The sequence below is a fragment of the Burkholderia sp. 22PA0099 genome (genome assembly GCF_047497165.1).
Classification (GTDB): domain Bacteria; phylum Pseudomonadota; class Gammaproteobacteria; order Burkholderiales; family Burkholderiaceae; genus Burkholderia.
The window spans coordinates 2,795,955-2,822,768 of the sequence record NZ_CP163164.1 but is presented as its reverse complement, the minus strand read 5'-3'; the positions used below and the strand labels follow the sequence as shown (position 1 = coordinate 2,822,768).

28 protein-coding genes are annotated in these 26,814 nt (G+C 66.2%); 10 read left to right on the top strand and 18 right to left on the bottom strand.

The window, feature by feature from the left end; genetic code table 11:
• Positions 1–7: 7 nt before the first annotated feature.
• The 4 genes from AB4851_RS12570 (at position 8) to AB4851_RS12555 (ending at position 4,452) form a co-directional block, all read left to right on the top strand.
• The gene (locus AB4851_RS12570; protein ID WP_414447470.1) at positions 8–2,122 is read left to right on the top strand and encodes an HlyD family efflux transporter periplasmic adaptor subunit; all 2,115 of its coding nucleotides are present in this window, start codon (positions 8–10) and stop codon (positions 2,120–2,122) included.
• A gap of 105 nt (positions 2,123–2,227) precedes the next feature.
• A complete protein-coding gene (locus tag AB4851_RS12565; RefSeq protein WP_414447469.1) occupies positions 2,228–3,151 on the top strand; it encodes a hypothetical protein in 924 nt (307 codons plus the stop codon).
• A 144-nt stretch (positions 3,152–3,295) separates the two neighbouring features.
• A complete protein-coding gene (locus AB4851_RS12560; protein WP_414447468.1) occupies positions 3,296–3,841 on the top strand; it encodes a hypothetical protein in 546 nt (181 codons plus the stop codon).
• Between the two features lie 17 nt (positions 3,842–3,858).
• Positions 3,859–4,452 (top strand): hypothetical protein, encoded by a 594-nt coding sequence (locus AB4851_RS12555; RefSeq protein WP_414447467.1) that lies wholly within the window; start codon positions 3,859–3,861, stop codon positions 4,450–4,452.
• Between the two features lie 94 nt (positions 4,453–4,546).
• On the opposite strand, the gene AB4851_RS12550 is transcribed toward AB4851_RS12555, so the two are convergent.
• Positions 4,547–5,440 carry a LysR substrate-binding domain-containing protein gene (locus AB4851_RS12550; protein WP_414447466.1) on the bottom strand — a complete coding sequence of 298 codons (894 nt, stop codon included), beginning with the start codon at positions 5,438–5,440 and terminating at the stop codon, positions 4,547–4,549.
• Positions 5,441–5,593: 153 nt separating this feature from the next.
• Between AB4851_RS12550 and AB4851_RS12545 the strand changes: the two genes are divergently transcribed.
• From AB4851_RS12545 to AB4851_RS12525, 5 genes are all read left to right on the top strand, one after another.
• Positions 5,594–6,340, top strand: a complete 747-nt coding sequence (locus AB4851_RS12545; protein ID WP_414447465.1) for an SDR family NAD(P)-dependent oxidoreductase — start codon at positions 5,594–5,596, stop codon at positions 6,338–6,340.
• A 96-nt stretch (positions 6,341–6,436) separates the two neighbouring features.
• Positions 6,437–6,619: a hypothetical protein gene (locus tag AB4851_RS12540; protein WP_414447464.1), complete on the top strand. Its 183-nt coding sequence runs from the start codon at positions 6,437–6,439 to the stop codon at positions 6,617–6,619.
• A gap of 18 nt (positions 6,620–6,637) precedes the next feature.
• Entirely contained in the window at positions 6,638–7,384 is a 747-nt protein-coding gene (locus AB4851_RS12535; protein ID WP_414447463.1) for an SDR family NAD(P)-dependent oxidoreductase, read from the top strand.
• A 36-nt stretch (positions 7,385–7,420) separates the two neighbouring features.
• Positions 7,421–8,053, top strand: coding sequence for a glutathione S-transferase family protein (locus AB4851_RS12530; RefSeq protein ID WP_414447462.1), 633 nt, complete (start codon positions 7,421–7,423; stop codon positions 8,051–8,053).
• 349 nt (positions 8,054–8,402) lie between these two features.
• Entirely contained in the window at positions 8,403–8,621 is a 219-nt protein-coding gene (locus AB4851_RS12525) for a hypothetical protein (RefSeq protein ID WP_414447461.1), read from the top strand.
• A 54-nt stretch (positions 8,622–8,675) separates the two neighbouring features.
• On the opposite strand, the gene AB4851_RS12520 is transcribed toward AB4851_RS12525, so the two are convergent.
• The 13 genes from AB4851_RS12520 to AB4851_RS12460 all read right to left on the bottom strand — a co-directional run bounded on the left by AB4851_RS12520 (position 8,676) and on the right by AB4851_RS12460 (position 18,961).
• Entirely contained in the window at positions 8,676–9,080 is a 405-nt protein-coding gene (locus AB4851_RS12520; RefSeq protein ID WP_414447460.1) for a hypothetical protein, read from the bottom strand.
• Positions 9,055–9,525 carry a hypothetical protein gene (locus tag AB4851_RS12515; protein WP_414447459.1) on the bottom strand — a complete coding sequence of 157 codons (471 nt, stop codon included), beginning with the start codon at positions 9,523–9,525 and terminating at the stop codon, positions 9,055–9,057. The genes AB4851_RS12520 and AB4851_RS12515 overlap by 26 nt, the downstream gene beginning before the upstream one ends.
• 40 nt (positions 9,526–9,565) lie before the next feature.
• Complete coding sequence (locus AB4851_RS12510; protein ID WP_414447458.1) at positions 9,566–9,802, bottom strand: hypothetical protein; 237 nt, start codon at positions 9,800–9,802, stop codon at positions 9,566–9,568.
• 10 nt (positions 9,803–9,812) lie between these two features.
• A complete protein-coding gene (gene rpsU, locus AB4851_RS12505; RefSeq protein ID WP_414439341.1) occupies positions 9,813–10,025 on the bottom strand; it encodes a 30S ribosomal protein S21 in 213 nt (70 codons plus the stop codon).
• Positions 10,026–10,094: 69 nt separating this feature from the next.
• Complete coding sequence (locus tag AB4851_RS12500; protein ID WP_414439342.1) at positions 10,095–10,364, bottom strand: hypothetical protein; 270 nt, start codon at positions 10,362–10,364, stop codon at positions 10,095–10,097.
• Between the two features lie 387 nt (positions 10,365–10,751).
• A complete protein-coding gene (locus AB4851_RS12495) occupies positions 10,752–11,420 on the bottom strand; it encodes an SAM-dependent methyltransferase (protein ID WP_414447457.1) in 669 nt (222 codons plus the stop codon).
• Between the two features lie 47 nt (positions 11,421–11,467).
• Complete coding sequence (locus tag AB4851_RS12490) at positions 11,468–12,340, bottom strand: sugar phosphate isomerase/epimerase family protein (protein ID WP_414447456.1); 873 nt, start codon at positions 12,338–12,340, stop codon at positions 11,468–11,470.
• Positions 12,337–13,497 (bottom strand): dihydrodipicolinate synthase family protein, encoded by a 1,161-nt coding sequence (locus AB4851_RS12485; RefSeq protein ID WP_414447455.1) that lies wholly within the window; start codon positions 13,495–13,497, stop codon positions 12,337–12,339. The genes AB4851_RS12490 and AB4851_RS12485 overlap by 4 nt, the downstream gene beginning before the upstream one ends.
• An 8-nt stretch (positions 13,498–13,505) precedes the next feature.
• A complete protein-coding gene (locus AB4851_RS12480; protein ID WP_414447454.1) occupies positions 13,506–14,345 on the bottom strand; it encodes a 3-ketoacyl-ACP reductase in 840 nt (279 codons plus the stop codon).
• Entirely contained in the window at positions 14,342–15,640 is a 1,299-nt protein-coding gene (locus AB4851_RS12475; RefSeq protein ID WP_414447453.1) for an MFS transporter, read from the bottom strand. The genes AB4851_RS12480 and AB4851_RS12475 overlap by 4 nt, the downstream gene beginning before the upstream one ends.
• A gap of 72 nt (positions 15,641–15,712) precedes the next feature.
• Complete coding sequence (locus tag AB4851_RS12470; protein WP_414447452.1) at positions 15,713–16,555, bottom strand: shikimate dehydrogenase family protein; 843 nt, start codon at positions 16,553–16,555, stop codon at positions 15,713–15,715.
• A gap of 25 nt (positions 16,556–16,580) precedes the next feature.
• Positions 16,581–17,357 carry an enoyl-CoA hydratase/isomerase family protein gene (locus tag AB4851_RS12465; RefSeq protein ID WP_414447451.1) on the bottom strand — a complete coding sequence of 259 codons (777 nt, stop codon included), beginning with the start codon at positions 17,355–17,357 and terminating at the stop codon, positions 16,581–16,583.
• 47 nt (positions 17,358–17,404) lie between these two features.
• Entirely contained in the window at positions 17,405–18,961 is a 1,557-nt protein-coding gene (locus AB4851_RS12460) for an acyl CoA:acetate/3-ketoacid CoA transferase (protein ID WP_414447450.1), read from the bottom strand.
• 225 nt (positions 18,962–19,186) lie between these two features.
• Here AB4851_RS12460 and AB4851_RS12455 point away from each other — a divergent pair, with 225 nt between their 5' ends.
• Complete coding sequence (locus AB4851_RS12455) at positions 19,187–19,849, top strand: TetR/AcrR family transcriptional regulator (protein WP_414447449.1); 663 nt, start codon at positions 19,187–19,189, stop codon at positions 19,847–19,849.
• Positions 19,850–19,870: 21 nt separating this feature from the next.
• On the opposite strand, the gene AB4851_RS12450 is transcribed toward AB4851_RS12455, so the two are convergent.
• From AB4851_RS12450 to AB4851_RS12435, 4 genes are all read right to left on the bottom strand, one after another.
• Entirely contained in the window at positions 19,871–20,917 is a 1,047-nt protein-coding gene (locus AB4851_RS12450; RefSeq protein ID WP_414447448.1) for a porin, read from the bottom strand.
• A gap of 264 nt (positions 20,918–21,181) precedes the next feature.
• Positions 21,182–23,722 carry a glucose/quinate/shikimate family membrane-bound PQQ-dependent dehydrogenase gene (locus AB4851_RS12445; protein WP_414447447.1) on the bottom strand — a complete coding sequence of 847 codons (2,541 nt, stop codon included), beginning with the start codon at positions 23,720–23,722 and terminating at the stop codon, positions 21,182–21,184.
• 564 nt (positions 23,723–24,286) lie between these two features.
• Complete coding sequence (gene cydB / locus AB4851_RS12440; protein WP_414447446.1) at positions 24,287–25,294, bottom strand: cytochrome d ubiquinol oxidase subunit II; 1,008 nt, start codon at positions 25,292–25,294, stop codon at positions 24,287–24,289.
• A 4-nt stretch (positions 25,295–25,298) separates the two neighbouring features.
• Positions 25,299–26,705 (bottom strand): cytochrome ubiquinol oxidase subunit I, encoded by a 1,407-nt coding sequence (locus AB4851_RS12435; protein ID WP_414439355.1) that lies wholly within the window; start codon positions 26,703–26,705, stop codon positions 25,299–25,301.
• Between the last annotated feature and the right edge of the window lie 109 nt (positions 26,706–26,814).

Below are 26,814 nucleotides of genomic sequence, written 5' to 3'. Positions count from 1 at the left end.
CCGAACCATGTCCCGACTTCCGCCGCTGCGCCAGGAACTGACGCTCTCGCCCGGCGCCGCCACGCCCGAGGGCTCGCCCACCTGGATGCTGCACGACCCCGCCGCCAACCGCTTCTTCCAGATCGGCTGGCCCGCGTTCGAACTGCTGTCGCGCTGGCCGCTCGACGATCCGCACGCGATCGTCGAAGCCGTCAACCGCGACACCACGCTGAGCGTCACGCTCGACGATCTGGAAGCGCTGCTGCGCATGCTGCGCCAGCAGAACCTGCTGGTCAGCGCCAGCCCGGCCGACACCGCCCGCCTTGAACAGCACGAAGCCGCGCATCACGTGTCGCGCGCGATGTGGCTGCTCAAGCATTACCTGATGATCCGGATTCCGCTGTGGCATCCGATGCCGTTCCTGCGCGCCACCGCGCGCTACGTGGCGTTCGCGTTCAAGCCCGCGTTCTGGTACGGCGTGGCCGCCGTCGCGCTGTTCGGGCTGTTTCTCGTGTCGCGGCGCTGGGACGAATTCCTGCATACGTTTCACGGTTACGCCGACTGGCGCGGGCTGGTCGGGGTGGGCATCGCGCTCGGCTTCGCCAAGGTGCTGCACGAGTTCGGGCACGCCTACACCGCGCAGCGCAACGGCTGCCGCGTGCCGACCATGGGCGTGGCGCTGCTGGTGATGGTGCCGGTGCTCTACACCGACACCACCGAGGCGTGGAAGGTGCAGGACCGCCGCGAACGGCTGCGGATCGGCTCGGCCGGCATGCTCAGCGAGCTGGCGCTCGCCGCGTTCGCGACGCTGGCCTGGAGCCTGTTGCCCGACGGGCCGTTGCGCGCCGGTGCGTTCCTGCTCGCCACCACCACCTGGGTGGCCACGCTCGGCATCAACGCCAGCCCGTTCATGCGTTTCGACGGCTATTTCCTGCTGTCCGACTGGCTCGACATGCCGAACCTGCACGACCGCGCGTTCGCGATCGGCCGCTGGTGGATGCGCGAACGGCTGTTCGGGTTCGGCGATCCGCAGCCCGAGCCGTGCAGCGCGCAGCGGCGGCGCTTCCTGATCGGCTTCTCGTTCGCCACCTGGCTGTATCGGCTGGTCGTGTTCATGTCGATCGCGCTGGTGATCTACCACGCGTTCTTCAAGGTGCTCGGCATGCTGCTGTTCTGCATCGAGTTCGGCTGGTTCATCGCGCGGCCCGTGTGGCGCGAGGCGCAGCACAGCTGGCAGCGCCGCGACGAACTGCGCTGGTGCCGCGAAACGCGGCGCAGCGCCTTGATCGGCATCGCGCTGGTGGCGTTCTTCGTGCTGCCGTGGCATGCCGGCGTGAGCGCGCCCGCCGTGCTGGCGCCCGAGCGCGCGCAGGGGCTGTACACCGTCGAGCCCGGCTATCTGGCCGAGACGCCCCCGCCCGCCCGCGACGGGCAGCGCGTGAAGGCCGGCGAGACGCTGGCCGTGCTCGTCTCGCCCGATCTGGAGGCGAAGCTGGCCGCCGCGACGGCCGAGGAAGCGCGGCTGCACTGGGAAGTCGACCAGCAATCGTTCGACGACCGTTTGCAGCAGCAAGGCACCGCGCTCGTGAAGCACTGGGATTCGACGCGGCAGACGGTGGAAGGCTTGCGCGCGGAGATCGCGCAACTGACGATTCGCGCGCCGTTCGACGGCACCGTGCAGGCCAACGACGACGCACAGGCGGCCGGCACCTGGCTGCCGCGGGGCGAGCGGCTGTACGACATCGTGGCGCCTGGCGCCGTGAAGGGCGACGCGTACGTCGACGAGCACGACGTGACCCGGCTGCAAGCCGGGCAGACGGCGACGTTCGTGGCCAACCTGCCCGAACTGGCCGCGCGCCGCTGCAAAATCGAGGCGATCGACAAGGTCAACGTGGCCACGCTCGACGAGCCGACCGTGGCCAGCACCTACGGCGGGCCGATTCCGGCCGAGCAGGACCCGAAGACGCATCAGATCGTGCCGTTGCAGGCCACCTGGCAGGTGCGGTTCGCCGGATGCGACGGCAAGCCGGGGCTCGGGCGCGAGGTGCCGGGCACGGCGCAGTTGGGGGCCGGGCGGGAGAGCTATCTCGGCAGCGGCGTGCGATTCGTGGCGGCGGTGTTGCAGCGGGAAGTGGGGTTTTGAGGGTGGATCGGTTCACAGCGGTGTAATCGGCTCAAGTCGAAACGATCGGTGCCGATAATGCGGCCAACGAGCGAAGCACCGAATCGACAACCACCATCAAAAACAATGAAAAAGCAGATCAGACTGAGCGCGCTGGGCGGGGCTGCCCTGGTGGCGCTTTTCACCTCGGGGTGCGCGGCAATCGTTGGAGGGACCAGCGAACCCGTCTCGGTCGACGCCCGTTCGGGCACGGGCGACACTGTCGACGGCGCAAATTGCAAGCTGCAAAACTCGAAGGGAATCTGGTACCTGACGACACCCGGTTCCGTCGTCGTGCATCGCGCCTATGGCGACATGCAAATTTCCTGCACGAAACCCGGCGAGGTATTTGACGATGCTCGCAGTAAGTCGAAGGTACGCGGCTGGATTTTCGGCAACCTACTGTTCGGCGGCCTGCCGGGCCTGATTATCGATATCGCGACCGGCGCGGGCTACGACTACCCCACGGTGATCCGGATGCACCCCGCAACCGGCGCAGCAGCGCCGGCCGATGCCGCAACGAACACAGCTGTCGACGCCAGCACCACTACCGCGGCAGCCGTTCCGTCCGGGCCGACAATCCATGCCGCCCTGTTGCCGACCATGGAGCACCCCGTGCCTGCCGATATGCCGACCTCAAAACCGGCTGCCATTCAATCCGCTCAAACGCCGGACGCGGCCGTCTTGCCGACGGTGCAGCGAATGGTGTCCGGCAGTATCGAGACGCTGGTGGCGGCGCATGCCGATCTGGCCGACATGTGCCGTACGAACGGCCCGACACCGGATATACAGGTTGTCGAGCGATCACGGCACGGTGTGCTGGCCATTCGGCAGGGCACATTTTTCGCGCCGGCCGACAGCGGGCCGAATATCTGTTCAACGGGGCAGATTTACGGCACACAGATCTATTATCGGCCCGATACCGGGTTTCATGGGGCCGACAGGATTCGTTATGCCGTTGCAACCGCGAATGGGCGATTTACCCGGGAAGTGGTTATTGAAGTGAAGTGAGTCGTGTCCGGCACACTGAGAAATGCATGGCACGCATTGACTGCCGACACGATTTGCGTAATATGCGCGCTGCGATAACCGTTCACCGTTACGCAAACAAATACTCAATGAAAAGAGAGAAGACCAATGCCATCTTTACGAGCCTTGCTGGGCGCAACGGTGTCTGTTGCGCTGACGGCTTGCGCGTCCACCAACGCCCCGAATTACACCCCGTCCGTCGATAATCTCCAAACGCTTCATTCCGCGGGGTCGCTGGAAACACGTATTCGCACGTTCGATTCACGTCCCGGCCAGGATAATCCCTACCCCGTCCCGCTGCGTGCCGCCCGCATGCGCTCACCGGTCGGCGATTCGTTCGGCGCCTATCTGTCGAACGCCATGGAGCAGGAATTCCTGATATCGGGCGCGATTTCGCCTGAGGCAAAAGTGGAAGTCAGCGGCACATTGCTGAAGAACGACGTAGACGCATCGGGCCTTTCACGCGGTGACGCGACGATTTCCGCGCGCTTTATCGTACGTCGCGGCGACCAGGTGATCTACGACAGCGTGAAAACCGCAAGCGGCGATTGGAAATCGTCCTTCGCGGGGGCCGTTGCAATCGGCAATGCCATTGAGGCTTATCCGCATATCGTCGCGCGCCTGCTGGCGCAGCTTTATGCCGATCCGGTTTTCGTCAAATCCATTCATTAAAAAAACAAGGGGCCAATATGAAACGCCTGTTCATGGCTGCGATGATGATCGCGGCGCTGTCGGGGTGCGCGCACAACATTACCATTTCAACGGATACCAAAGCGCTGACGGCAACGCCGAAGACCGAACAGATCGATAAATCGGTCGGCCTGATCATCACCGACGAAATGCGTAATCGCGACGTCACGACGCCCGGCGGCGGTGGCGACAAAATCACCTACAAGCCGTATCGCGATCTCGAGTTTCCGATGTACCTCGTACTGACACGCAGCTTCAAGAGCGTCGAGCGATTCAACGCGGAGCCGGATGCCGCCAGCGCTCGCGCGAAGGGCATCAGCTATCTGGTCCGGCCGGAAATCATCACCACGTCATCGTCGCCGAGCCCGCTGACGTGGCCGCCGACCGACTTCTCCGTGACGCTCGTGTGCACGATCAGCGACCTGGACGGCAAGACGATCGGCAAGGCACAGGTCAGCGGGCACGGCCATGCGGAATTCAGCGAATTCAAGCATCAGCTCGGACTCGCCGCCGACCGCGCATCGCTCGATGCCGCGACCAAGCTGCCAGCGGCGATTCAGCAGGCCATCGACGGCCAGCAGACGTCGCACTGACGGACAACCCTGCGGTGCCGCACTGAGCGATTAGGCGCGCGCGCATCGCAGGATATCGCCGTAGCAAGCACGACGTTCGACCGCGACCTCACCCTCACCGCTTCTCCACCCTCGCAACCAACGCCTCCAGCCTCGACAAGAACGCCGCCAGCACCGGCGACGCATTCCCCGCACTGAACCCCACCACCAACTCGATCGTCGGTGCCGCCCCCGCCAGCGGCCGGCTCACGACCGACCACGGCATCAGGTTCTGCACATAGGCCGGAATCAGCGTCACCGCCCGCAACGACGCGATCAGCGACATCACCATCGCCGGGTTGTCGACGCTCTGCACCACCTCCACTGTCACACCCTGCTCCGCCAGATACGCATCGATCTGTTGCCGCAGGAACCGGGCCTTGTCCGCCATCGCGATGAACGGCGCGCGCCGCAACGCCTGCGGATCGATGGCCTGCTGCGCCGTGAGCGGATGATCGCTCGGCATCAGCACAATCAGCGGCTCCTCGCCGACCTTCCGGTAAGCCAGGTCGTAGCCCGATTCGGCGCGCATGAACGCGGCGTCGAGTTCGCCACGCGACAGCGCCGTGGCCAACTCCGTGGAGTAGTCGCTCGACACCGTCACTTCGATATTCGGAAATTGCTCGCGCAGCAGATGCATCGCGTCGGTCAGCCAGGTCATTTCCTGGCCGGTCAGAAAGCCCAACGCGAAGCGCGGCTTGGCGGGCAACGCCGCGCGCCGCGCCGAGGTCACGGCCGCGTCGACCTGCGCCAGCGCGAGCCGCGCGTGGTCGATGAACGCCTTGCCCGCCTCGGTCAACTCGACGCCGCGTGCGCTGCGGCTCAGTAGTTCGACACCCACCTGATCCTCCAGATCGCGGATCTGCCGGCTCAGCGACGGTTGCGACGTATGCAGCCGTTTTTCGGCTGCCTCAGTCAGGCTGCCTGTCTCGGCCACAGCAATGAAATACCGCAAATGACGTAATTCCATGCGCCCTCTCCATGCCTGGCAAGCATGCCATCCAGCTTATTAAGTCTTTTTCAAGGCCGCAAGAAGCCCATAAATTGGCTTCTGTCGTCCCGCACCCCTTCAGCTTGACGCATCCATCCCATGCGTTCCAGCGATACCTTACCGGAGTTTCCCATGAGCAGCCCCGTTGTCCTCATCACTGGCGCCCTGACCGGCATCGGCCGCGCCACCGCCTTCGAATTCGCCCGCGCCGGTGCGCGCCTCGTCATCTCCGGCCGGCGCGCGGCCGAAGGCGCGGCGCTCGTATCCGAACTGCGCGAGCTGGGTGGGCAAGCCACGTTCATCCAGGCCGACGTCCGTCACGAAGACGAAGTCCGCGATCTGATCGACCAGACCGTGGCCCGCTTCGGTCGGCTCGACGTCGCGGTCAATAACGCAGGCACCGAAGGCACGCCCGGCCCCATCACCGAGATCACCGCCGACAGCTACGCGGCCACGTTCGACACCAACGCCCTCGGCGTGCTGTTGAGCCTCAAGCACGAATTGCGGGTGATGATCGAACAGCGCGCGGGCAGCGTGATCAACATTTCGTCAACCTACGGACACGAAGGCGCGGCCTACGCCACCCTGTACGCGGGCAGCAAGCATGCGGTGGAAGGCATCACGAAATCAGCCGCGCTCGAAGTGGCCGCCACCGGCGTGCGCGTCAACGCGGTCGCGCCCGGCCCGACCGACACCGGCATGCTCGACCGCTTCACCGGCACGGCCGAGCGCAAGGCAGCACTGGCCGGCGCGGTGCCGCTCGCGCGCATCGGCACACCGAAAGACATCGCCGCCGCGGTGCTGTTCCTCGCATCGGATGGCGCCAGCTTCATGACCGGCCAGATCGTCACGGTCGACGGCGGCAAGACCGCGGGCTGAACCGCACTCACTTCTCACCAGACACCGATCCGTATGGATAACGCACGATTCAGCCCGCTGTCGCCGGGCCAGATCCAATCAGGAGACCGTGTCGTCATGGCGCCGCTCACACGCATGCGCGCCTATCCCGCCGGCGACATGCCGACCGCGCCGATGCTCGACCACGACACGCAGTGCGCCATCGAAGGCGGCCTGATCGTCGGCGAGGCCGACTGCGGCACGTTCTACGGCGGCGAAGCGCTCGGCTATGCCGATTGCCCCACCGCTCAAACCACCTGACCTCAAGGAAAACTGAACATGAATACGTTGACAGGCAAGACCGCGCTGGTGACCGGCGCATCGCGCGGCATCGGCCGCGCCAGCGCGCTCGCCCTGGCGAACGCGGGCGCACAGGTGCTGGTGCACTACAGCCGCGGCGCGCTGGAAGCCGACGCAGTGGTCGCAGAGATCCGGCAAGCGGGCGGTAAAGCCGAGAAGATCGCCGCCGACCTGCGTCTGGCCGACGGCCCGCACGCGCTGGCGCAGCAAACCCGCACGATCATCGGCGGCCGCCTCGACATCCTGGTGGCGAACGCCGGCATTTCCCACGCGGCGAGCATCGAGGACACCACCGTCGATGCATTCGACGACCTGTTCGCCGTCAACGTGCGCGCGCCGTTTTTCCTCGTGCAGCAACTGATGCCGGTGATGTGCAAGGGCAGCAGCATCGTCCTGCTCTCCTCGCTGGCGGCGCACGCGGCGCTCGGCACGCTCGCCGCCTATTCCGCCACCAAGGGCGCGATCGACACGCTGGTCAGGCACTTCGCCGTGGCACTCGGCGAGCGCGGCATCCGCGTCAATGCGGTGGCACCCGGCATCGTGCCGACCGACATGTCGAACTTCGCCACCACCGATGCCGGGCGCGCGTTCGCGATCGGCATCCAGGCGCTCAAGCGAATGGCCGAGCCGGCCGACATCGGCGCAGCCGTGGCGTTCCTCGCCTCCGACAACGCACGCTGGATCACCGGCGACACGCTGCATGTCGACGGCGGCTCGAAGCTGTAAGCGCCACTTCCGATTTCATTTAATCAGGACAACATCATGAAACTGTTTCATGCCGGCGGTTCCCCCAACGCGCGACGCGTCCGCATTCTGGCCGCGGAGAAAGGCCTCGACATCAAGCTGGTGCCCGTGGATCTCGGCTCCCGCGCACAGTTCTCGGAGGACTATCGCGCGATCAACCCGCGCGCGGTGGTGCCGACGCTGGTGCTCGACGACGGCACGGCAATCGGCGAAGCGCCCGTGATCATGCGCTATCTCGACGACGCCTTCGCATCGGGCTCGCTGTACGGCGCGACGCCGCAAGACAAGGCGATCGTGGCAATGTGGGAGCGGCGCGCGGAACTGGAAGGGTTTGCCGCCGTGATGGAAGGTGTGCGCAACGCGGCCGAAGGACTCAAGGGCCGTGCCCTGTCCGGGCCGCATCGGTACGAGCAGATTCCTGAACTGGTCGAGCGCAGCAAGCAGCGCGTCGCGAATTTCTACAGCGATCTGGAAGCACGCTTGACTAGCGTGCCGTTCCTGGCCGGCGAGCAGTTTTCAGCAGCCGACATCACGGCACTGGTGACAGTGGATTTCGCGACGCGTGCATTGGCGATGCCACTCAAGGAGGCGCACATCGCGCTCAAGCGCTGGCATGCGCAGGTTTCGGCGCGGCCCAGCGCAGCGGCCTGACGGTCTCACCAGGCGCGTACGATCCGGCGCGCCTGGTGACGATTGCTCGCACGCCGGCACATCGCATCGCGCTGACGCAAGCATATAATTTCCGCCGCTGGCTTAAACCACGCCATGTAGATGTAGCGCCGTCGCTCGAAGCGAATGCCATGCTTGCCGATGCCGGAAATCTTTGATCCGAGGCGCGTGGCTAATGGCAGAGAGGCCCGTTGCAGCCGTAACACACACCAGTCCCTCCCCGTTCCGATCAAGCCCGTATTTTGCTGTATGCTGAAAGTTCTGCTGTTGAACGTTCACCCCGGATCGCCGCATCTGCCACCACGCCGACCCACAATATCGCGAGGTCGCCATGGCTCAACACCGGTTCAGCATTCCACGCGCGGCACTGACGGCGCTGCATCACGACGTGTCCGAATGGATCGCCACCCGAGGCATGTTTCTACGGGACATGCCGGAGTTCATGATCTCGGGAGCAAGCGATGCGACCTTGCCCATTCTGTACACCGCCCAGCTCGAAGAAGCCTTCTTCCTTGCCTATCCGCATTGGGGGCAATACATCGTCAAGTGAGTGAATCGGCGCCATCGCAATGGATAAATGCAGCAGCGCACCGGGCCTGCCCGTCTAGATCTGGACGTAGTGTTTCAGATATCGAGAGCATGCCTCTCTGAGGAGAATCTGGTTCTCCCGAGCATCGGCAGGAAGCACGTCGAACGCCGTACGCGTCGACAGGAACGACACGACAAACGTCGGACCATACGCGGCATGCATGGCATGCGCGACATGGAACGATGCGTGGATCAAACAGATTCGATCACGCCAGTCGCATTTCATGCCTTGATGGGCAATCCATTCCCGCAACAATTCCACGAGCTGGGTAATGGACAACCACATGTTCAATTTTTGTTTCGCGGCCAACTGAGCAATGACGAGGAAGTACAACAGGCCGACATACCTCATGAACGCACGCTTTCCGGCGGGGCGATAGTTCATATCGATTTCTTCATCGTGACCGTGAAGGCGTTTCAAGGCGACCTGCTGCCGCCAGCCATTCAATCACCGTCGTTTTTTTCAACAAGATGCGCTCGCACACCCATTTGGTTTCGAACAAGCCCGTGCCTTCGGCCGTTTCGATCAAGCCGGCGTAGATATCGACTTCCCGACGCATTGCGCAATGCAAACTGTGCAAGGCGGTCGCACCCTTTTGATCGGCCACGCAGGCACCCGCTGGCGTGATCGACGTATCCGACTCGGCCTCGTAATCTGCCTCATCCACGTCGTTGATCCGCCTGACGCACTGACCCAGCAGCCATCGCTGCTCGATCGTCTGATCGAGAACGGCGTCCATTTTCAGACGTTGCTCATCATGCAGCGAAGCACACGCGAGAATCCGTCTCACGCATTGCTCGGTGTGCCCGGCCAGGGCACGCGCCTCATGTAGTCCGTCCAACAGATCGCCTCGACGCTGCGACATGGTGGTCACCTCCAGGAAGGTAGACGATTCGCGACACCAATCAGCCAGACGGGCTCGGCTTGCTTTGCGGATCGGGCGTGATGCTCATTGCCTTTTCAATCGCGGCAATCAGCTTGAACGCATCCTCCCGACCTAGCGTGAATCCGCGATTGGAATACTCGCAGCCGAACGCATAGTAGGTCGGCAGCAGGGTCAACATGTGGGTGTCCTGATTGAAGTCCACCTCGCAACCTGTCATTGCGAAACACGTCCTGCCTGCAAGGTGCGTCACTTCCATATTCCGCTCCTCAATACAGCTTCCGAGGCGGCATGGCACGCTTGATTCGAGCCCGTTGCCGGGACACCGCGCTGGCGGATTTGCGCTTGCGTTCCGTGGTCGGCTTCTCGTACGCGCAGCGATCCCGAAGCTCCTGAATCAAACCCGTTCTCTGGATTTCCCTTCGGAACCGACGCAGCGCCACTTCGATGGGTTCGTCGACCTTGAGCACGACTTTAGTCATGGCGCCCCCGCATGGAAGCGTTGCGTTTCAGCGATGCACCGCGAGCGCGCGGGATAGAACGAACCACACTCATGCCAACATCCAATTTTCACCGCCATTTTTATCGATGACACCTTCCGCAAACTTGAGCGACGCGCGTCGCGCTTCACCTGCGGTCGTGAACGGCAGCGTCTCGTGCAGCTTGAACGTGTCGCTGTAGGTCGCAACGGGGCCGTACCGGCAGATTTTGACGGCGGCGGAAAAGCCATCGTCGTAATTGCGCCCGGAACCCGGCGACGACGCCGTATGGGGGTAAACCAGCGGATAGATTTCAAACCCGCGATACCAATGCATGCTCATGATCGCCTCCTGGCGAACAGCAGTAGCCAATGCCGTGAAGTGAGAAGGATTTTCCGAATGGAGCGGATTCGGAATTTTCGATAGATAGGACGTCGAACAATCGACGAAAGAGCCCCGAGGGAAGGTAACGCACGTCGGGGCAAATCGGCCGGGAGGGAAGGTGTGGCCTGGAACCGTGACTCATCATACACCGCTTGTTCGCGGCGAACGGCGCGAGGCCGGGAATTTATTTCGAACTGCGGTGCTCACCGGGCAAGCATTCGACCGAAGATGGGCGGCCTGAAACGATCGACGATCGGGCTGCGGCACGCTGCGCATGCGCCCCGTGCGGCGGTTCGAGAGCCACGCGGCACGGCTCGATCACGGGGGCCGCCAATGACTTGGGTATCAAAGCTCCCGAGCTGGCTCGCCCGCCGCGGCTTCGCGTCGCGCGGGCCAGTAATACAACGCCGACGAACTGAGCGGACCGGCGCGCTGCAACGAAGCCGCCACCTGCCGGTCACGAAACCAGAACGACAGCGACACCACCGGCGTGCCCGGCCTGACGCTCCGATCGAGCAACTCGGCGATCGCACGCATCGGCTTGATCATCAGATAGCACGTCACCGCGTGCGCCTCGGTCAGATCGCATGCGAGAAAGTTGGCATGCCGAAGCGTCAGGTTCGCCAGGTTCCGGGCACGAACCCGCGACACCCAATACGGCAACGGCGACATCTCGATCCCGCGAATCTCGGCGTGGGGAAATGCGTTGGCCAGCGCGATCGCCAGGGAACCCCATCCGGAACCGAGTTCGTACACCACGGCGCCGTCGGCCAGACCGGCTTGCCTGAGCAGCGCGACCACATCCTCGGCCGCCCGCGCGCTCGACGACAGCGGCGGGACGCCGGTCCGAAGCTGATACAGCAGGAGCGAGAGGCAACCGATCACCACAATCGCGACGGCGGCGACCGGAAGGACCTGATGCAGCACCACGGATGCGAGGGACATGGGATTCGGCGACGATGGATCGATGCGTGACGGCGGAGCGTGTGCATCGTAGCGGATCTGGCGAACCACGTCGCCAGACTCACACCGGTCGGGGCCGAATCGATCGTGCCAGTCAGTCAGCACACGCTGACGAGCGCATCGGCACATCGCCGCAGCACGTCGTCGGGTGCCTGCCGCCACCATCGGTCGCGAGAGAAGATTTCCACTTCGGCAAGCCCCCGATAACCGGCCGCCTCGACCTGGCGCCGGATTCCTGCCAGATCGACCACGCCGTCGCCCATCATGCCGCGATCGAGCAGCATGTCGCGCGTGTCGCGCAGCCAGTCGCTCAGGTGGAACGCCAGCAAGCGCCCCGCCGCTCCCGCTTCGTCGATCGAGGCCTCCAGCATCGGGTCCCACCAGCAGTGATAGATATCGGCCGCGACGCCCAGCCAGCGCGCCCCTTCCGGCTCCAGTTCCCGACAGATCGACAGCGCCTGCGCGAGCGTGTTGACCACCGACCTGTCCGCTGCATACATCGGGTGCAACGGCTCGATCGCGAGCGGCACGCCCGCTTGTTGCGCGTGATCGAGCAGGCTGGCGATACCGTCGCGCACTTGCGATCGTGCGCCGGCCAGGTCCCGCCCCGTCTCGCCCAGGCCGCCCACCACCAGCACGAAGCAATGAGCCTCCAGCAAGGCGGCCTGATCCAGCGCGCGCCGGTTCGCCTCGATGTTCGCGCGCCGCTCGGCTTCGGTGGCGGCGGGAAAGTACGTCGAGCGGCAGTAGCCGGTCACCGCCAGGCCCAACGCACGAATCTGGGCCGCGATGGCCGGGGCGTGCGCGGCGTCGAGCTCATGCCGCCAGGGCGCGATGCCGCCGAAGCCCGCGCGCGCGATCCGATCAATCGTCACGGCAAGCGGCTCGCGGTGCCCCAGCGTGGCCGTATTGATCGAGCAACGATCGAGCGTCAAGGGCTGCAGGGCCGCCCCGCCCGCGCGCATCGTCATGCGATCCCGAACGTCGCCATCGTGCCGCGCATGCGGTCGACGGCGAGTTCGGGGTCCCGCAGCAGGTTGGCCTGATCGGCGAGCCGGAACACGTCGGCCAGATAGCGCGGCGGACGCATGCCGTGATGGCCGCCGAGCATGTAGGCATGAGGCTGGAAGCCGTTCAGATAGGCGAGAAACACCACGCCGGTTTTGTAGAACTGGGTGGGCGCACGAAAGATGTGCCGCGACAGCGGCACGGTCGGCGCAAGCAACGCGTGATAGCGATCGAGCTGCCCGGCGGCAAGCGCCGCCAGCGCCTGCGAGGCGGCCGGCGCGATCGCATCGAACACGCCGAGCAGCGCATGCGAATAACCCGCCTCGTCGCCGGCAATCAGTTCCGGGTAATGGAAGTCGTCGCCGGTATACATCCGCACCGACGCCGGCAAGCGACGCCGGAACGCGATCTCCTTGCCGGCGTCGAGCAGCGAGATCTTGATGCCGTCGATCCGGCCGGCGTGCGCCTCGATGATCGACGCGCACACGTCCGCCGCCTCGGCGAAACCGTCGTGCCCCCAGTAACCGGCCAGCGCGGGATCGAACGCCTCGCCGAGCCAATGCAGGATCACCGGCTGGTCGCACAAGGACAGCACCTTGGCGTAGACGCGCACGTAATCGTCCGGCGAGGTCGCGACGCGGGCCAGCGCGCGGCTCGCCATCAGGATGATGCGGCCGCCCACGCGCTGCACGGCCTCGATCTGCTCGGCATAGGCGCGCACCACGTCGTCGCAGTCGCGCGCCGCGCCGGGGTCGAGATGGTCGGTGCCGCAGCCGGACGCCACGCGCGCGCCGGGCAGGTCGCGCGTGGCGTCGAGCGTGCGCGCGATCAACTCGAGCGACAGCGGCCACGACAGCCCCATGCCGCGCTGCGCGGTGTCCATCGCCTCGGCAATGCCGAGCCCCTGCCCGATCAGGTGGCGTCGGTAGTCGAGCGTGCGCGCCCAGTCGATGGCGGCCGGCTCGTTCAGTTCGCCGCTGGCGAGCGGGTCGGCCACCACGTGGGCGGCCGAATAGGCGATCCGGTTGAACGGCGCGGACGGCGCCACGACGGGCAGCGGCGTGCCGCGCACGGTGTAGGTGTCGATGCCGCCGGAGCGGCCGGGAAGCTTGATATGCATGATCGAATTCAGAATTTTTGAACGAGAAGCCCGCCATCGACGCGAATCGCCTGGCCGGCGCTGTAAGGCAAGCCGCCGGTGGCGCAGGTGGCCACCACCCGCGCCACTTCATCCGGCGTGCCCCAGCGGCGGATCGCCGTGCCGCCGCCGTCGAGCAGCGTGTCGTAGCGCGCGCTCGACGGTGCCGTCATTTCCGTGGCGATCAGGCCGGGCTGGATTTCGTACACGGCCACGCCGTACTCGGCCAGGCGCAGCGAGAACAGCGTGGTCGCCATCGACAGCCCCGCCTTCGACACGCAGTACTCGCCGCGCGCCACCGACGCCGCCACGGCGTTCGACGACGTGATCGTGACGATCGAACGGCCCGGGGGCGCGCTCGCCGCGCCGCCCTGCGCGGCTGCCGCCGCCGCAATACGCCGGCCGAACGCCTGCATCAGGAAGAACGTGCCGCGCGTATTGATGTCGGCGCAACGGTCGTAGCTGGCCGGCGTCACGTCGAGCAGATCGCCGCGCGACAGCACCGACACGCCGGCGTTGTTGACGAGGCAGTCGATCGGGCCGAGCTGCTGCTCGACGGCCGCGAGCAACGCGTCGTGCGCCTCGATGGCCGCGAGATCGGACACCCATGGCTCGCATCGCGCACCGGCGGCGCGGGCCGCCGCGCAGGTCGCATCGAGTTCGTCGGACGCCGCCGCATCGGTCGCCGCGATATCGAAACCCGCCCGGGCCAGCGCGAGCACCACGCTGCGGCCGATGCCGCGCCGCGCGCCCGTCACGACCGCCACCGGGCGCCGCGTCGCGGCAGCCGGGAGCGCGCCCGCACCGCCCAGGTCGTGCGGCGCGCTCATGCGCCGACCGCCTGCGATTCGCCTGCCGTGGCGCGCGTTCGGGAGGGCCGGATGAAGCGCATCAGCACCCACGTCACGACATAGGCCAGGCCGCAGATCGTGAACAGCACGTTGTAACCGCCGTTGATATTGCCGAGCAGCCGGAAGTGATCGAGCAAGGCGCCCACGAACAGCGGAAAGATCGATGCGCCGATCGCGCTGCCGAGGCCGCCGATGCCGGTAACGGAGGCGACCTGCTCCTTCGGAAACATGTCGGAGGCCAGCGTGAACATGTTGGCGGACCAGCCCTGGTGAGCCGCGACCGACAGGCTCAACAGCCCGACCATCACCCACATGTTGTCGATCCACGGCGCGAACACCATCGGCACCACCAGCAACGCCAGGCACAGCATGGTGAACGGCCGCGCCTTGCCGATCGGCCAGCCGCGCGCGATCAGCGTGGACGACAGCCAGCCGCCGGCAATGCTGCCGATCGACGTCGAGACATATACGATCACGAGCGGCAGGCCGAGATTGCGCAGGTCGAGATGAAAGCGCTCGCTGAAATACGACGGCAGCCAGAACAGCAGGAACCACCAGATCGGATCGGTCAGCCCCTTGCCGATGAAGATCGTCCACGTTTCGCGCAGCCGGAACAGTTCGCCCCAACCCGCCTGCGGAGCCGGCTGGCCGGCGGCGGCACGATCGGCGCCGATCAGCGCCAGCTCGCGCGCGCCGACCTTCGGATGCGTGCCGGGCGACGCGTAGCGAAACTGCCAGAACGCCAGCCAGACGAAGCCGGTCAGGCCGGTGATCACGAACGCCGCCTGCCACCCGTAAGCCACCGCGAGCCACGGCACCAGCGCCGGGGCCGCGACCGCGCCGATGCTGGTGCCGGCCGTCACGATGCCCACCGCGAGCGCCTGCTCCCTGCGCGGAAACCACTCCGACACCGCCTTGACCGCCGACGGAAAGCTGCCCGATTCGGACAGGCCGAGCAACGCGCGCACCCAGGCGAAGCCCACGGTGGTGGTGACCAGCGCATGCGCGCACGACGCGACGCTCCACACCAGCACGGACAAGCCATAACCGCGCTTGACGCCGATCCGGTCGATCAGCTTGCCGACCAGCAACATGCCGACGCCGTAGCTCATCGCGAACACCACCACCACGTGGCTGTATTGCGTCTCGCTCCAGTTGAAACGCAGCGCCAGATCCGGCTTCAGAATCCCGAGCACCTGCCGGTCGAGATAATTGATCGTCATCGCCGCGAACAGCAGCAAGCAGATCTTCCATCGATAGCTGACTTCCTTCATTGCATGTCTCCTCTTGTCCTCTTGATATGTCCTGGTGTGAAACGTGTCCGGTCGCGCCGGCTTCGGGTGAACTCAGGCGGCCTCGCGCGCCGATCCGGGCGCAACCAGGCCGAGCCAGTCGGCCATCGGCGCCACGGCCTGTTCGAGCAGGTGCCGCCCCGGATGCGTGCGCAGGCCGCGCGCCTCGGCGGCGGCGAGCAACGGCGTGCACGCGGGTTTCATGATCAGATCCGCGACGAGCGCGTCGGGCGCCGCGGCCGACAGGTCGATCGGCACGCCATCCCCGGCGCGCATGCCGACCGGCGAGGCGTTGATCACCAGCCGATGCGCCGCGTTGGCCGCCGGCTCGCCCACCGCGAACGCAACCTGCGGATAGCGCTCGGCCAGACGGCGCGCCAGCGCATCCGCCGCATCGCTTCGGATATCGAACAGATCGATCGCAGCCGCGCCGCGCTGGGCCAGCGCATCGGCCAGCGCAATGCCCGCGCCGCCCGCCGCGCCGACCAGCAGCGCGCGCGTCCCGGCGACCTCGTGGCGCTGCGCGGCGAGCCCGGCGACGAAGCCCTCTCCATCGAAGTTGTCGCCTTCCCAGCCGCCGTCGCCGGTGCGCCGGATGCAATTGATCGAGCCGATGGCGCGGGCGCGTGGCGTCAATTGCGCGACCCAGCGAGTGGCCTCGATCTTGTGCGGCACGGTTACCACCACGCCGGCCAGATTGCGGATCGCCCGCAGGCCGTCGAGCGCCACACCGAGTTCGTCCGGATGGACATGGGCCGGCACCAGCACCGCATGAATGCCGTGCCGCGCGAAATGCGCGTTGAACAGTTGCGGCGACTGCACCTGTGAGACCGGGTCCGCGACGATGGCGACCCAGCGCGTGTCGCCGTCGATCGCGCCCGATGATTCGAATGACATGTCTGGCTCCTGTGGCGCGTGCCGCTCAATCGAACCGCGCCGCGCGCTTCTCGCGAAACGCGGCCACGCCTTCCACGGCGTCGGGGGTGGCCTTGCAGGCCGATGCCGCGAGTTCGTGCAGCACGTCCGCGCCGCCGTCCGCTTGCGCGCCCGCGCGCAGCACCCGCTTCGCCACCGATTGCGAGACCGGCGAGCGCGTGCGCAACATGGCGCACACGGCCGCGACGCGCGCGTCGAGCTCGGCGTCCGGCACGGTGTCGTTGACGATGCCCCATTGCGCCGCCCGCGCGGCATCGATGCTCTCGCCGAGCAGCACCATCTCGCGCGCCCTGCCCACGCCTGCCAATGCCGCCAGGCGAGTGCCGCCGAGCCAGCCCGGGATCGCGCCCACGGCAGCCTCGGGAAAGCCGAACCGAGCCGAAACCGCCGCGTAACGCAAATCGCAGGCGAGCGCCAATTCGAGGCCGCCGCCGAGCGCGCTGCCGTTCAACACCGCGATGCTCGGCACGTCGAGTTCAGCGATGCGCCGGAACACGCGGTTGCCGGCGCGGATGAAGCGGGTGCCCATCGCGGCGGGATCGATGTCGCCCCACTCGCGAATATCGGCGCCGGCGCAAAAGAACCGCTCGCTCGCGGAGCGCAACAGCAACGCACGCACCGGCTCGGTTTCGAGCGTCGCGAGCGCGCGGTCGATCGCATCGAGCATGCCGAGCGTCAACGCGTTGTGCTTGTGCACCCGGTTGAGCGTGATCGTCGCGATCCGATCGTCGTCGATCGTGAATCGGATGTCGTCGTCTTGCATAGCAATCCTGATTAATAGGATGAAAACGAATCTTCGGTGAACCCGGATCAGGCAGGTTGAGCGGCACGCCTCACGCCCCCGCGCCCCTCGGGCGAGCGCAGCGCCGCATCCAGCAGCGGACGAAAACCCATGCGCGCCAGCACGTCGCGCTCCAGGTCCGCGCCGTCGGCCAGTTCGATCAGGCGCACGCCGTCCGGGTCGAGCCGGAACACCGCGCGCTCGGTCACGTACAGCACCTCCTTGCCGTCCAGGCGCGCCTGCGTGCCGCTGAACGTCACGTGGCGCACCGTCTTGACCAGCTTCGGCACGGCGCCCGGTGCAAGGATTTCCAGCGCGCCGCCGGCACCGCGCCGCACGTCGAGCCCCTTGGCCTCGAACGCCCCGCAGAACACGATCTTGCGCGCCCCCTGCGTGATGTCCATGAACCCGCCCGGGCCGACCACCGTGCTGCCGAGCATCGACACGTTGACGTTGCCGTCCTCGTCCATCTCGCCCATGCCGAGGAACGTCACGTCGATGCCGCCGCCGCTGTAGAAGTCGAACTGATCGACCATCGGCACGATCGCATCGGCATTGCGGGCCGCGCCGAACATCGCCCCGTCGAGCATCGTGCCGTTGTGGATGCCCTGTTCGACCGAGCCCCAGTAGTCGTTGGCCCGCCCCTGCGCGGCCAGGATCGCCGGAATCGCTCCCGGAATGCCGAAGCCGAAATTCACCGACTGGCCGTGGCCCAGCTCGCGCGCCGCGCGCTCGGCCACCATCAGGCGCAAGCCGTCGGGCATCTCGGGCGCGGGCAAGGCATCGGTGCGCGCCTCGCCGCTGATCGACGGGTCGTAGTCGGCGATCGCGCATTGGCGTTGCGCCGCCACTTCCACCGTCATGTCCACCATCACGCCGGGCACCCGCACCAGCCGCGCCGGCACCGGCGTCACGTCGCGGCGCTTGACCTGGGCGATGACCTTGCCGCCCGAGTTGTGCGCCGCCAGGGCCACCGCGAAGATGTCGAGATCGGCGGGCTCGTGGCGCACCGTCAGGTTGCCGCGATCGTCCGCCGACGAACCCATCACCAGCGCGAAATCGATCTTGAACGGACGGAAGCGCAGGTATTCCTCGCCGTCGATCTCGATCAGTTCGACCAGATCCTCGGTGGTCGCCGCGTTCATCTTGCCGCCGCCGATGCGCGGATCGACGAAGGTGCGCAAGCCCACCCGCGTGATGACGCCCGGCCGGCCGGCCCCGATCTCGCGGAACAGCGTGGCGATCACGCCGCCCGGAAAGCTGTAGCCCTCGATCAGGCCGGCTTCGGCGAGCCGCTGCATGTTCTTCGACCAGACCCAGTGGCCGCCGATCACGCGCTTCACCAGCCCTTCGTGGGCGAACCGGCCCAGGCCGCTGCCCTGCCCGTCGCCGAGGCCGAGCGCGTGCACGATCGTCAGGTCGCGCGGGCTGCCCGTTTCGCGGAACCGCCGCAGGATCGCCGAAAACAACGCGTCCGCTTCGAGCAGGCCGCCGCCCGACCCGGTGATCGCGATCGTCGCGCCATCGTGAATCTGCGCGACGGCCGCCTCCATGCCTGTCCATTTCGTCACGTCCCATCTCTCCATTCGATTGACCGGTTCGACTCAGTACCGAACCAGTTCGTTACTTGAGAGAAATGTTGGCATACGTAACGAAACGGTTCAAGCCGAATCGTGCGAACGCGGGTTTACGATGAGCGAGGCGGAATGCCGGGCATACCGGCAGCGGATGGGCAATGCAGGCCAGGCAGGCCAACCATGACGGTTTGCCTTCCAGCCCCGATAATGGAGGTTTTGCCGACACCTATCACCATGCCGACTTCCAAAGACTCGACGTCCCCGTCAGCGTCTGCCAAGCGCGCGCGGGACCCCGCGCAGACGCAGGCCCGCATCGTCGCGGCCGCGAAGGAGGAATTCTCGGAGGTCGGCCTCGGCGGCGCCCGCATCGATTCCATCGCGGAGAAGGCCGAGGTCAACAAGCGGATGATCTACGAATATTTCGAGGGCAAGGAGAAGTTGTTCCAGGTGGTGCTCGAGGAGGCGTACACGCAGGTGCGTACCGCCGAGCGCAACCTCGGCCTCGATGATCTTCCCCCGGTCGAAGCGATCTGCAAGCTGATGCGCTTTACCTGGGAGCACTATCTGAAACACCCCGAATTCATGTCGCTCGTGAACAGCGAGAACCTGCATCGCGCGCGGCATGTGAAGCAGTCCGCCTTGTTCGCGGAACTGCACGTGGGCTTTCTCGACATGGTGCAGCGCATTCTCGATCGCGGCGTCGCCAGCGGCGAGTTCCGCGCCGGCGTGGATGCGCGCCAGCTCTACCTGACGATCGCCTCGGTGGGCTACTACTACCTGACCAATCGCTACACGCTGGAAGTGATCTATGGCGTGGATTTCACCTCGCCGGACGCGCTGCAGGCGCGTATCGATTTCAATATCGACACGCTGATGCGCATTCTTCGGCCGGATTGAACCGGCAGGCCGTTCGCTCCGTCAGAAGCGCTGGATCATCCCCACCTGCACGCCCTTGACCGTCGCGCCCGGATACGCGGGCGTCAACCCCGTCACGTTCACGCCGCGCAGCGTGAACGTGCCCGTGCCGCGATTGCGCAGCCAGCCCGCGCTGGCATACAGCAGCACGCGCGGCGACAGATCGTATTCGGTCATCGCGCTGAACTGGTCGGCGTCGTTGCCCTTGCCCGACCGGTCGCGCAGGTACGCATAGCCGAGCGCCGCCCGCCAGCGCGACGACACCGCATAGCGCACCGACACGGCCGCGCCGTCGTCGTGATAGCGCGGCGTGCCGCCATCGCCGTTGAACATCGAGACGAAGCCGGTCAGCTTGCCGACCGTGTACGACACGCCGCCCATGTTCGAACGCAGCGCGCCCGAATCGTTGGTCTGCTGATGCGCGAACGCGATCCGGAACGGCCCCTGCCGGTACGCGAACGTCGCGATCGTGCCGCCCAGCCCGTTCGCGCCGCCGGCCGACGGGTCGCGCATCGACACCATCACGGTGCTCGTGAAGCCGTGAAAATCGGGCGACAGATACGTGATCGCATTGCTCTCGTACGGCGTGATCTTCGAAAGGTTGTTGAGGCCCGACGCGATGGTGCCCGCGCCGAACGCATCGATCTGCCCTTTGAACGGAATGTAGATCGGCGAATACTGCCGCCCCACGCGCAACTCCCCCCAGCGTGAGCCCACACCTACCCAGGCCTGCCGGTTGAACAGCGTGCCGGCGGTGGACAACGTGCCGTCGTTGGAGCCGAAGCCGCTCTCGATATCGAACAGGATGCGCACGCCGCCGCCGATCGGCTCCGCGCCGCGCAGGCCGATGCGCGAGCCGCGATACGCGCCGGAATCGAGCCGCGGCACCCAGCCCGAGCCGGGGTTGGTCACTTCGATGCTGGTGTCGATCACGCCGTAGAGCGTGACCGAGCCTTGCGCGAGAGCAGGCATCGCGGGCACGCACATCGCCGCGAACGCCAGCACGCGCACGCGGAAACGAGTCGAACGGCCGAACGGGGTGGCGCGCATGCTTGCGCGCGCAACGAAATCGTGACGCATGAACGAGAGGAACGGTCGCTTCGCCGGAACGCGTATCCGCGATCGACGGCGGCTCGCCCGCATGGGCGTCGAGCCGTCATCGGCCGTGGATACGCGGCCAGGTCGAACATGAAATGGAATGGAAAACCGCTGCGCCGGAAGCGAAACCGCCGGCGGGAAACCGGCCCGAAGGCCGCCTCCCGCCGGCGTCGATTCCAGCGCGGCGCACCCGAATGGCGTGCGCCGCATGCCGGGTTACTTGCTGTCCGGCAGCGCGTAGGCGATCACGTAATCGCCGAGCTTGGTGCCGAACGAGCCATGGCCGCCCGCCGCGATCACGACGTACTGCTTGCCGTTGACCTCGTAGGTCATCGGCGTGGCCTGGCCACCGGCCGGCAGGCGCTGTTCCCACAGCAGCTTGCCGTTGTTGGTGTCGTAGCCGCGGATGTAGTTGTCCGCGGTGGCGCCGATGAAGAACACGCCGCCGGCCGTGGTGGCCGGGCCGCCAAGCATCGGCATGCCCATGCGGAACGGCAGCGGAACCGGCGAGCTGTCACGCACGGTGCCGATACGGCGCTTCCAGACGATCTGGTTGGTCTTCAGGTCGATCGCCGACACGTAACCCCAGGCCGGCTGCTTGCACGGCAGGCCGAGCGGCGAGAGGAACGGGTTCAGCGTCACGCCGAACGGCACGCCGTATTGCGGCTGGATGCCCGATTCGGTGCCGCTGCCCTTGGCGCCGGCTTCCGGCTCCATCGGGTTGCCCGGCCCGCGCGGGATCAGCTTCGAGACGAACGGCAGCGCGATCGGGTTGGCGATGGCGATCTGGCGATCGGTATCGACGGCAATGCCGCCCCACTCGAACATCCCGAGGTTGCCCGGGAACACCAGCGTGCCCTGCTCCGACGGCGGCGTGAACGTGCCTTCATAGCGCAGGCGATGGAACATCACGCGGCACACGAGCTGGTCGAACATCGTCGCGCCCCACATGTCGGCGTCGGTCAGCTTCTGCTTCGGACGGAACGTCAGGTCCGAGAACGGCTGCGTGGCCGATACGTGATCGCCGGTCGCGGCGCCCTGCGGCACCGGCAGTTCCGGCGCCGGCACCACGGTCGCGCCGGTACGGCGGTCGAGCACGAAGATGTTGCCGGTCTTGGCCGGGGCGTACACCACCGGCACCTTGTTGCCGCTCTTGTCGGTGATGTCGGCCAGCGTCGGCTGGGCCGGCTGGTCCATGTCCCACAGATCGTGGTGCGCGGTCTGGTAGAACCAGGCCAGCTTGCCGGTCGATGCGTGCAGCGCCAGCAGGCCGCTCGCATAACGTTCCTGCTCCGGCGTGCGGTGGCCGCCCCAGATGTCCGGGGTGGTCACGCCCATCGGCAGGTAGACGATGTCGAGCTTGGCGTCGTAGGCGGCCGGCGCCCACGAGTTCGGCGAGTTCCAGGTGTAGTGCTCGCCCGGGCCGGGGATGTGGTTCGGGTCCTTCGCGCCCGGATCGAACGCCCACAGCAGCTTGCCGGTGCGCGTGTCGAAACCGCGGATCACGCCGGACGGCTCGCGCGTCGAGAAGTTGTCCTCGACCGAGCCGGCCACCACGATCACCTTGTCGGTGACGATCGGCGGCGAGGTCGGCTCGTACATGCCCGGCGTGGTGACCGGTTGCAGATGCTGCAGGTCGAGATCGCCGTTGCTGCCGAACTCGGCGCAGCGCTGGCCCGTCTGCGCGTCGAGCGCATACAGGTGGCCGTCGTTGACCGGCAGGTAGATGCGGCGCGTGCAGGCGCCCGGCGAGGTGTCGACGGCGGCGGTGGCCGGGGCCGACGGTGCGGCCGGCGCGCTCGCGGCGGCATCGGTGGCGCTGGCGGCGCTGCCCGATGCGGCGGCCGTGTCGGCAACCGAAGCAGCCGATGCGCCCGAAGCGGCGGCAGCGGACGCATCAGGCGTCACGCTGGCCGCGGCCTGCGATTGTGCGTCGGCCGAGAAGTCGTGATACGACACGCCGCGGCAGGTCACGTGCTGGAACGACGGATCGTTCTTCAGGCGCGGATCGAACTTCCACGCCAGCTTGCCGGTGGCCGCGTCGAGCGCGAACAGGATCTGGTGCGGCGAGCACAGGTACAGCAGGTTGCCGATCTTGAGCGGCGTGACCTCGTTGGTGATCTCGCCCGGATCGTTCGGGCCTTTCTTGTCGCCGGTGCGGAACGTCCATGCCACTTGCAGATTTTTCACGTTCTCGGGCGTGATCTGCTTGAGCGGCGAATAGCGCGTGCCTTCCTGGGTGCGGCCATAGGCCGGCCAGTCGGCGTCGGCGATACCGGGGATCGGCGAGGTTTGCGCGGGCGTCTCGGCCGCGAGCGTGCCGTTCAGTTCCTGCGGATCGTTGAAGTTCGCATAGACCAGCACGCCGGCCCAGATCAGCAGCGACACCGTCAGCGCCCAGCCGTTCGCGGCGCGCGCGCCGTTCAGCTTGCGCGTGACCAGCACCAGCAGCCAGACGCCGAACACCACCAGCACGCCGGAGCGCGGCGCGAGCGCCCAGAAATCGAAGCCGGATTCGCCGACCGACCAGATCGCGGTGCCGACCAGCAGCAGCGCATACAGCGTCAGCGCCACGGCGCGGCGGCCGCGAATCAGCCAGGCGAACACCAGCAGCACGATGCCGGCGACGATGTAATACACGGAGCCGCCGATCGCAGCGAGCCAGGCACCGCCGACCAGCAGGTAAAGCCCTGCCAGCAAGGCGAACAGCCATGTCAGGCCGCCGATGACACCGAGCGACGAGGATTGTTTTGTCATGATCCCAACCTTTTGTTTGAGACGGTTTATCAACAGATCTGCGCGTGCGAGCACGCAGGTCATCCTCCATCGTTGTTTTTTGTTATGGCGACTACGGCAACGCGAAACGGCAAGCCCTACCGCCAGCGCGCTGCGCGCATGCGGTACGGCGGAATCTGGGAACACACCACGAAGCGTGCGACGCGTCCGGCCGCGCGAGAAGAAAATCGCTGCGACGACGGCGCGTGCATCATGTCGGCGGCAGCCCGGCCCCTGGCGTGCGTGAAGCAACGCAAGGCCCGGCTGCCCGAAGAAACGCCCACCCGGTTTGCCTGATTGTCATGTCCTTCCCGTCACGTGAATGCCTGGCATACACATCGAATACGGAGACGCCGCGCGCGTGAAGCGCGCGAGCCGTCAACGCATGAAAGACTTCTGAAACATTCGGCTCATATCGTTTAGGGTCGCAAATATAACGGGTTTTCCCGCAATCTGCACGTTCGAGGGGCCGGAGGTGCGCACCTTGCCGCGTCGAAACCTGCCTCGGCTTCGCGCCGTTCGGCCCACCGCAAAACCCGTTCCCGCTCAGTGATAACCGGCGTCGCCCTCGCGCACCTTGCCGTGGAAAACGCGGTACTGCATGAAGTTGTAGACGAGGATGATCGGCAGCACGATCACCGTGCCGACCAGGATGAACCACTGGCTTTCGGGCGGCGACGAGGCATCCCAGATCGACAGCGACGGCGGCACGAGATTCGGCCACATGCTGATCACCAGCCCGCTGTAGCCGAGAAACAGAATGGCGAGCGTCAGCACGAACGGCTGCACGTCGCGGCGCCGGTTCACGGCGCGGAGGATGCCGAAGGCGCAGGCCAGCACCAGGATCGGCACCGGCGAGAACACGATCAGATGGCTGCCGCCGAACCAGCGCTCGGACACGGCCGGCAGCCCGATCACGGTCCATGCGCTGACCAGGAAGATCGCGCCGAGCAGCAGCAGGCACAGCGGCTTCATCAGGAAATAGGCCTTCGCCTGCAGCGCGCCCTCGGTCTTCCAGATGATCCAGCCGCAACCGAGCGTGGCATAGGTGATCAGCAGGCAGAAGCCGCAGAACACGCTGAACGGCGACAGCCAGCCGAACGGGTCGCCGGCGAAGGTGCCGTCGACGATCGTCGTGCCTTGCAGCAGCGAGCCGAGCACCACGCCCTGGCAGAAGGTGGCGAGCATCGAGCCGCCGATGAACGCGAGATCCCAGAGGTTCTGCGTGCGCGTGGCCTTGGCGCGCAACTCGAACGCCGCGCCGCGGAAGATCAGCCCGATCACCATCAGGATCAGCGGCAGGTAGTTGGCCGGCAGCAGCGTGGCGTACGCCACCGGGAACGCGCCGTACAGCACCGCGCCGCCGAGCACCAGGAAGGTTTCGTTGCCGTCCCACACCGGCGCGACGGTATTGAGCATGACGTGGCGTTCGCGCTCGGCGTCGAAGAACGGAAACAGCAGGCCGATGCCGAGGTCGAAGCCGTCGAGCATCACGTAGAGAAACACGCCGAGCCCGACGATGAAGGCCCACAGCACGGGAAGATCGAGAACCATCGCGTCACTCCTGGTCGATCGCGTCGCCGGGCCGCGACAGCGCCCGATTGTGCAGCCCCGGATGGGCCGTCTGCCTGTCGTCCGCATGGCCGTGGCCCGACGATGGCCCCTTGCGCATCAGCTTCAGCATGTAATACACGCCGGTGCCGAACACCAGGAAATAGACGATCACGAACAGCAGCAGCGTGACGCCCACCTGCTGGCCGGTCAGCGGCGACACGGAATGCTCGGTGCGCAGCACGCCATACACGGTCCACGGCTGGCGGCCCACCTCGGTGGTGATCCACCCGGCCAGCAGCGCGACGATGCCCGACGGCCCCATCCACACCATGAAGCGCTGGAACAGCCGCGATTCGTAGAGCCGCGCGCCGCGCCGCAACCAGCAGCCGAGCAGCACCGCGAACAGCATCAGGAAGCCGAGCCCGGCCATCACGCGGAACGTCCAGAACACGATCGGCGAATACGGGCGATCTTCGCGCGGAAAGGTCTTGAGGCCGCGTATTTCGCCATCCCAACTATGCGTGAGGATCAGGCTGCCCAGATGCGGCACCTGGATCGCGTAGCGCGTGACCTCGGCGTCCATGTCGGGCAGCCCGAACAGGTTCAGTGCGGTGCCGCCGTGCTCGGTTTCCCAGATGCCCTCGATCGCGGCGATCTTGGCCGGCTGGTATTCGCGCGTGTTCAGGCCGTGCGCGTCGCCGATCAGGATCTGCAGCGGCACGAGCGGCAGCAGCAGCCACAGCGCCATCGAAAAGCTGCGCGTGACGGCCGCGTCGCGTCGCCCCTTCAGCAGATGCCACGCACCGCAGGCCGCCACCAGGAAGCCGGCCACGATGAACGCGGCCACCGTCATGTGCAGCAATCGATAGGGGAACGAAGGATTGAAGATGATCTTCCACCAGTCCACCGGCACCAGCCGGCCGTTCTCGATGCCGAAGCCCTGCGGCGTCTGCATGAAGCTGTTCGAGGCGAGGATCCAGAACGTGGAGATCAGCGTGCCGAGCGCGACCATCAGGGTGGCGAAATAATGCGCGCGCGGGCTCACGCGCTGCCAGCCGAACAGCATCACGCCGAGGAAGCCGGCTTCCAGGAAGAACGCCGTCAGCACTTCGTAGGTCAGCAGCGGGCCGGTGACGTTGCCGGCGATGCGCGAGAAGCCGCCCCAGTTGGTGCCGATCTCGTAGGCCATCACCACGCCCGAGATCACGCCCATGCCGAAGCCCACCGCGAAGATCTTCGACCAGAACAGGAACATGTCCTTGTAGGACGAATCGCCGGTTTTCAGCCACATGCCTTCGAGCACCGCGAGAAAGCTGGCCATGCCGATGCTGATCGCCGGAAACACGATGTGGAACGACACCGTGAACGCGAACTGCAGACGCGCCAGATGCAATGCGTCGAAGATCTCCATGCGGCCCTCTCCCTGCGCCGGCACCCGGGGCGGGCGCAGGCTGCATGCCGTGCTGTCTGCGATCGTGACGGCGGTAGCGCCCGCTGAATCCGGGATGCCCGCCGCGATG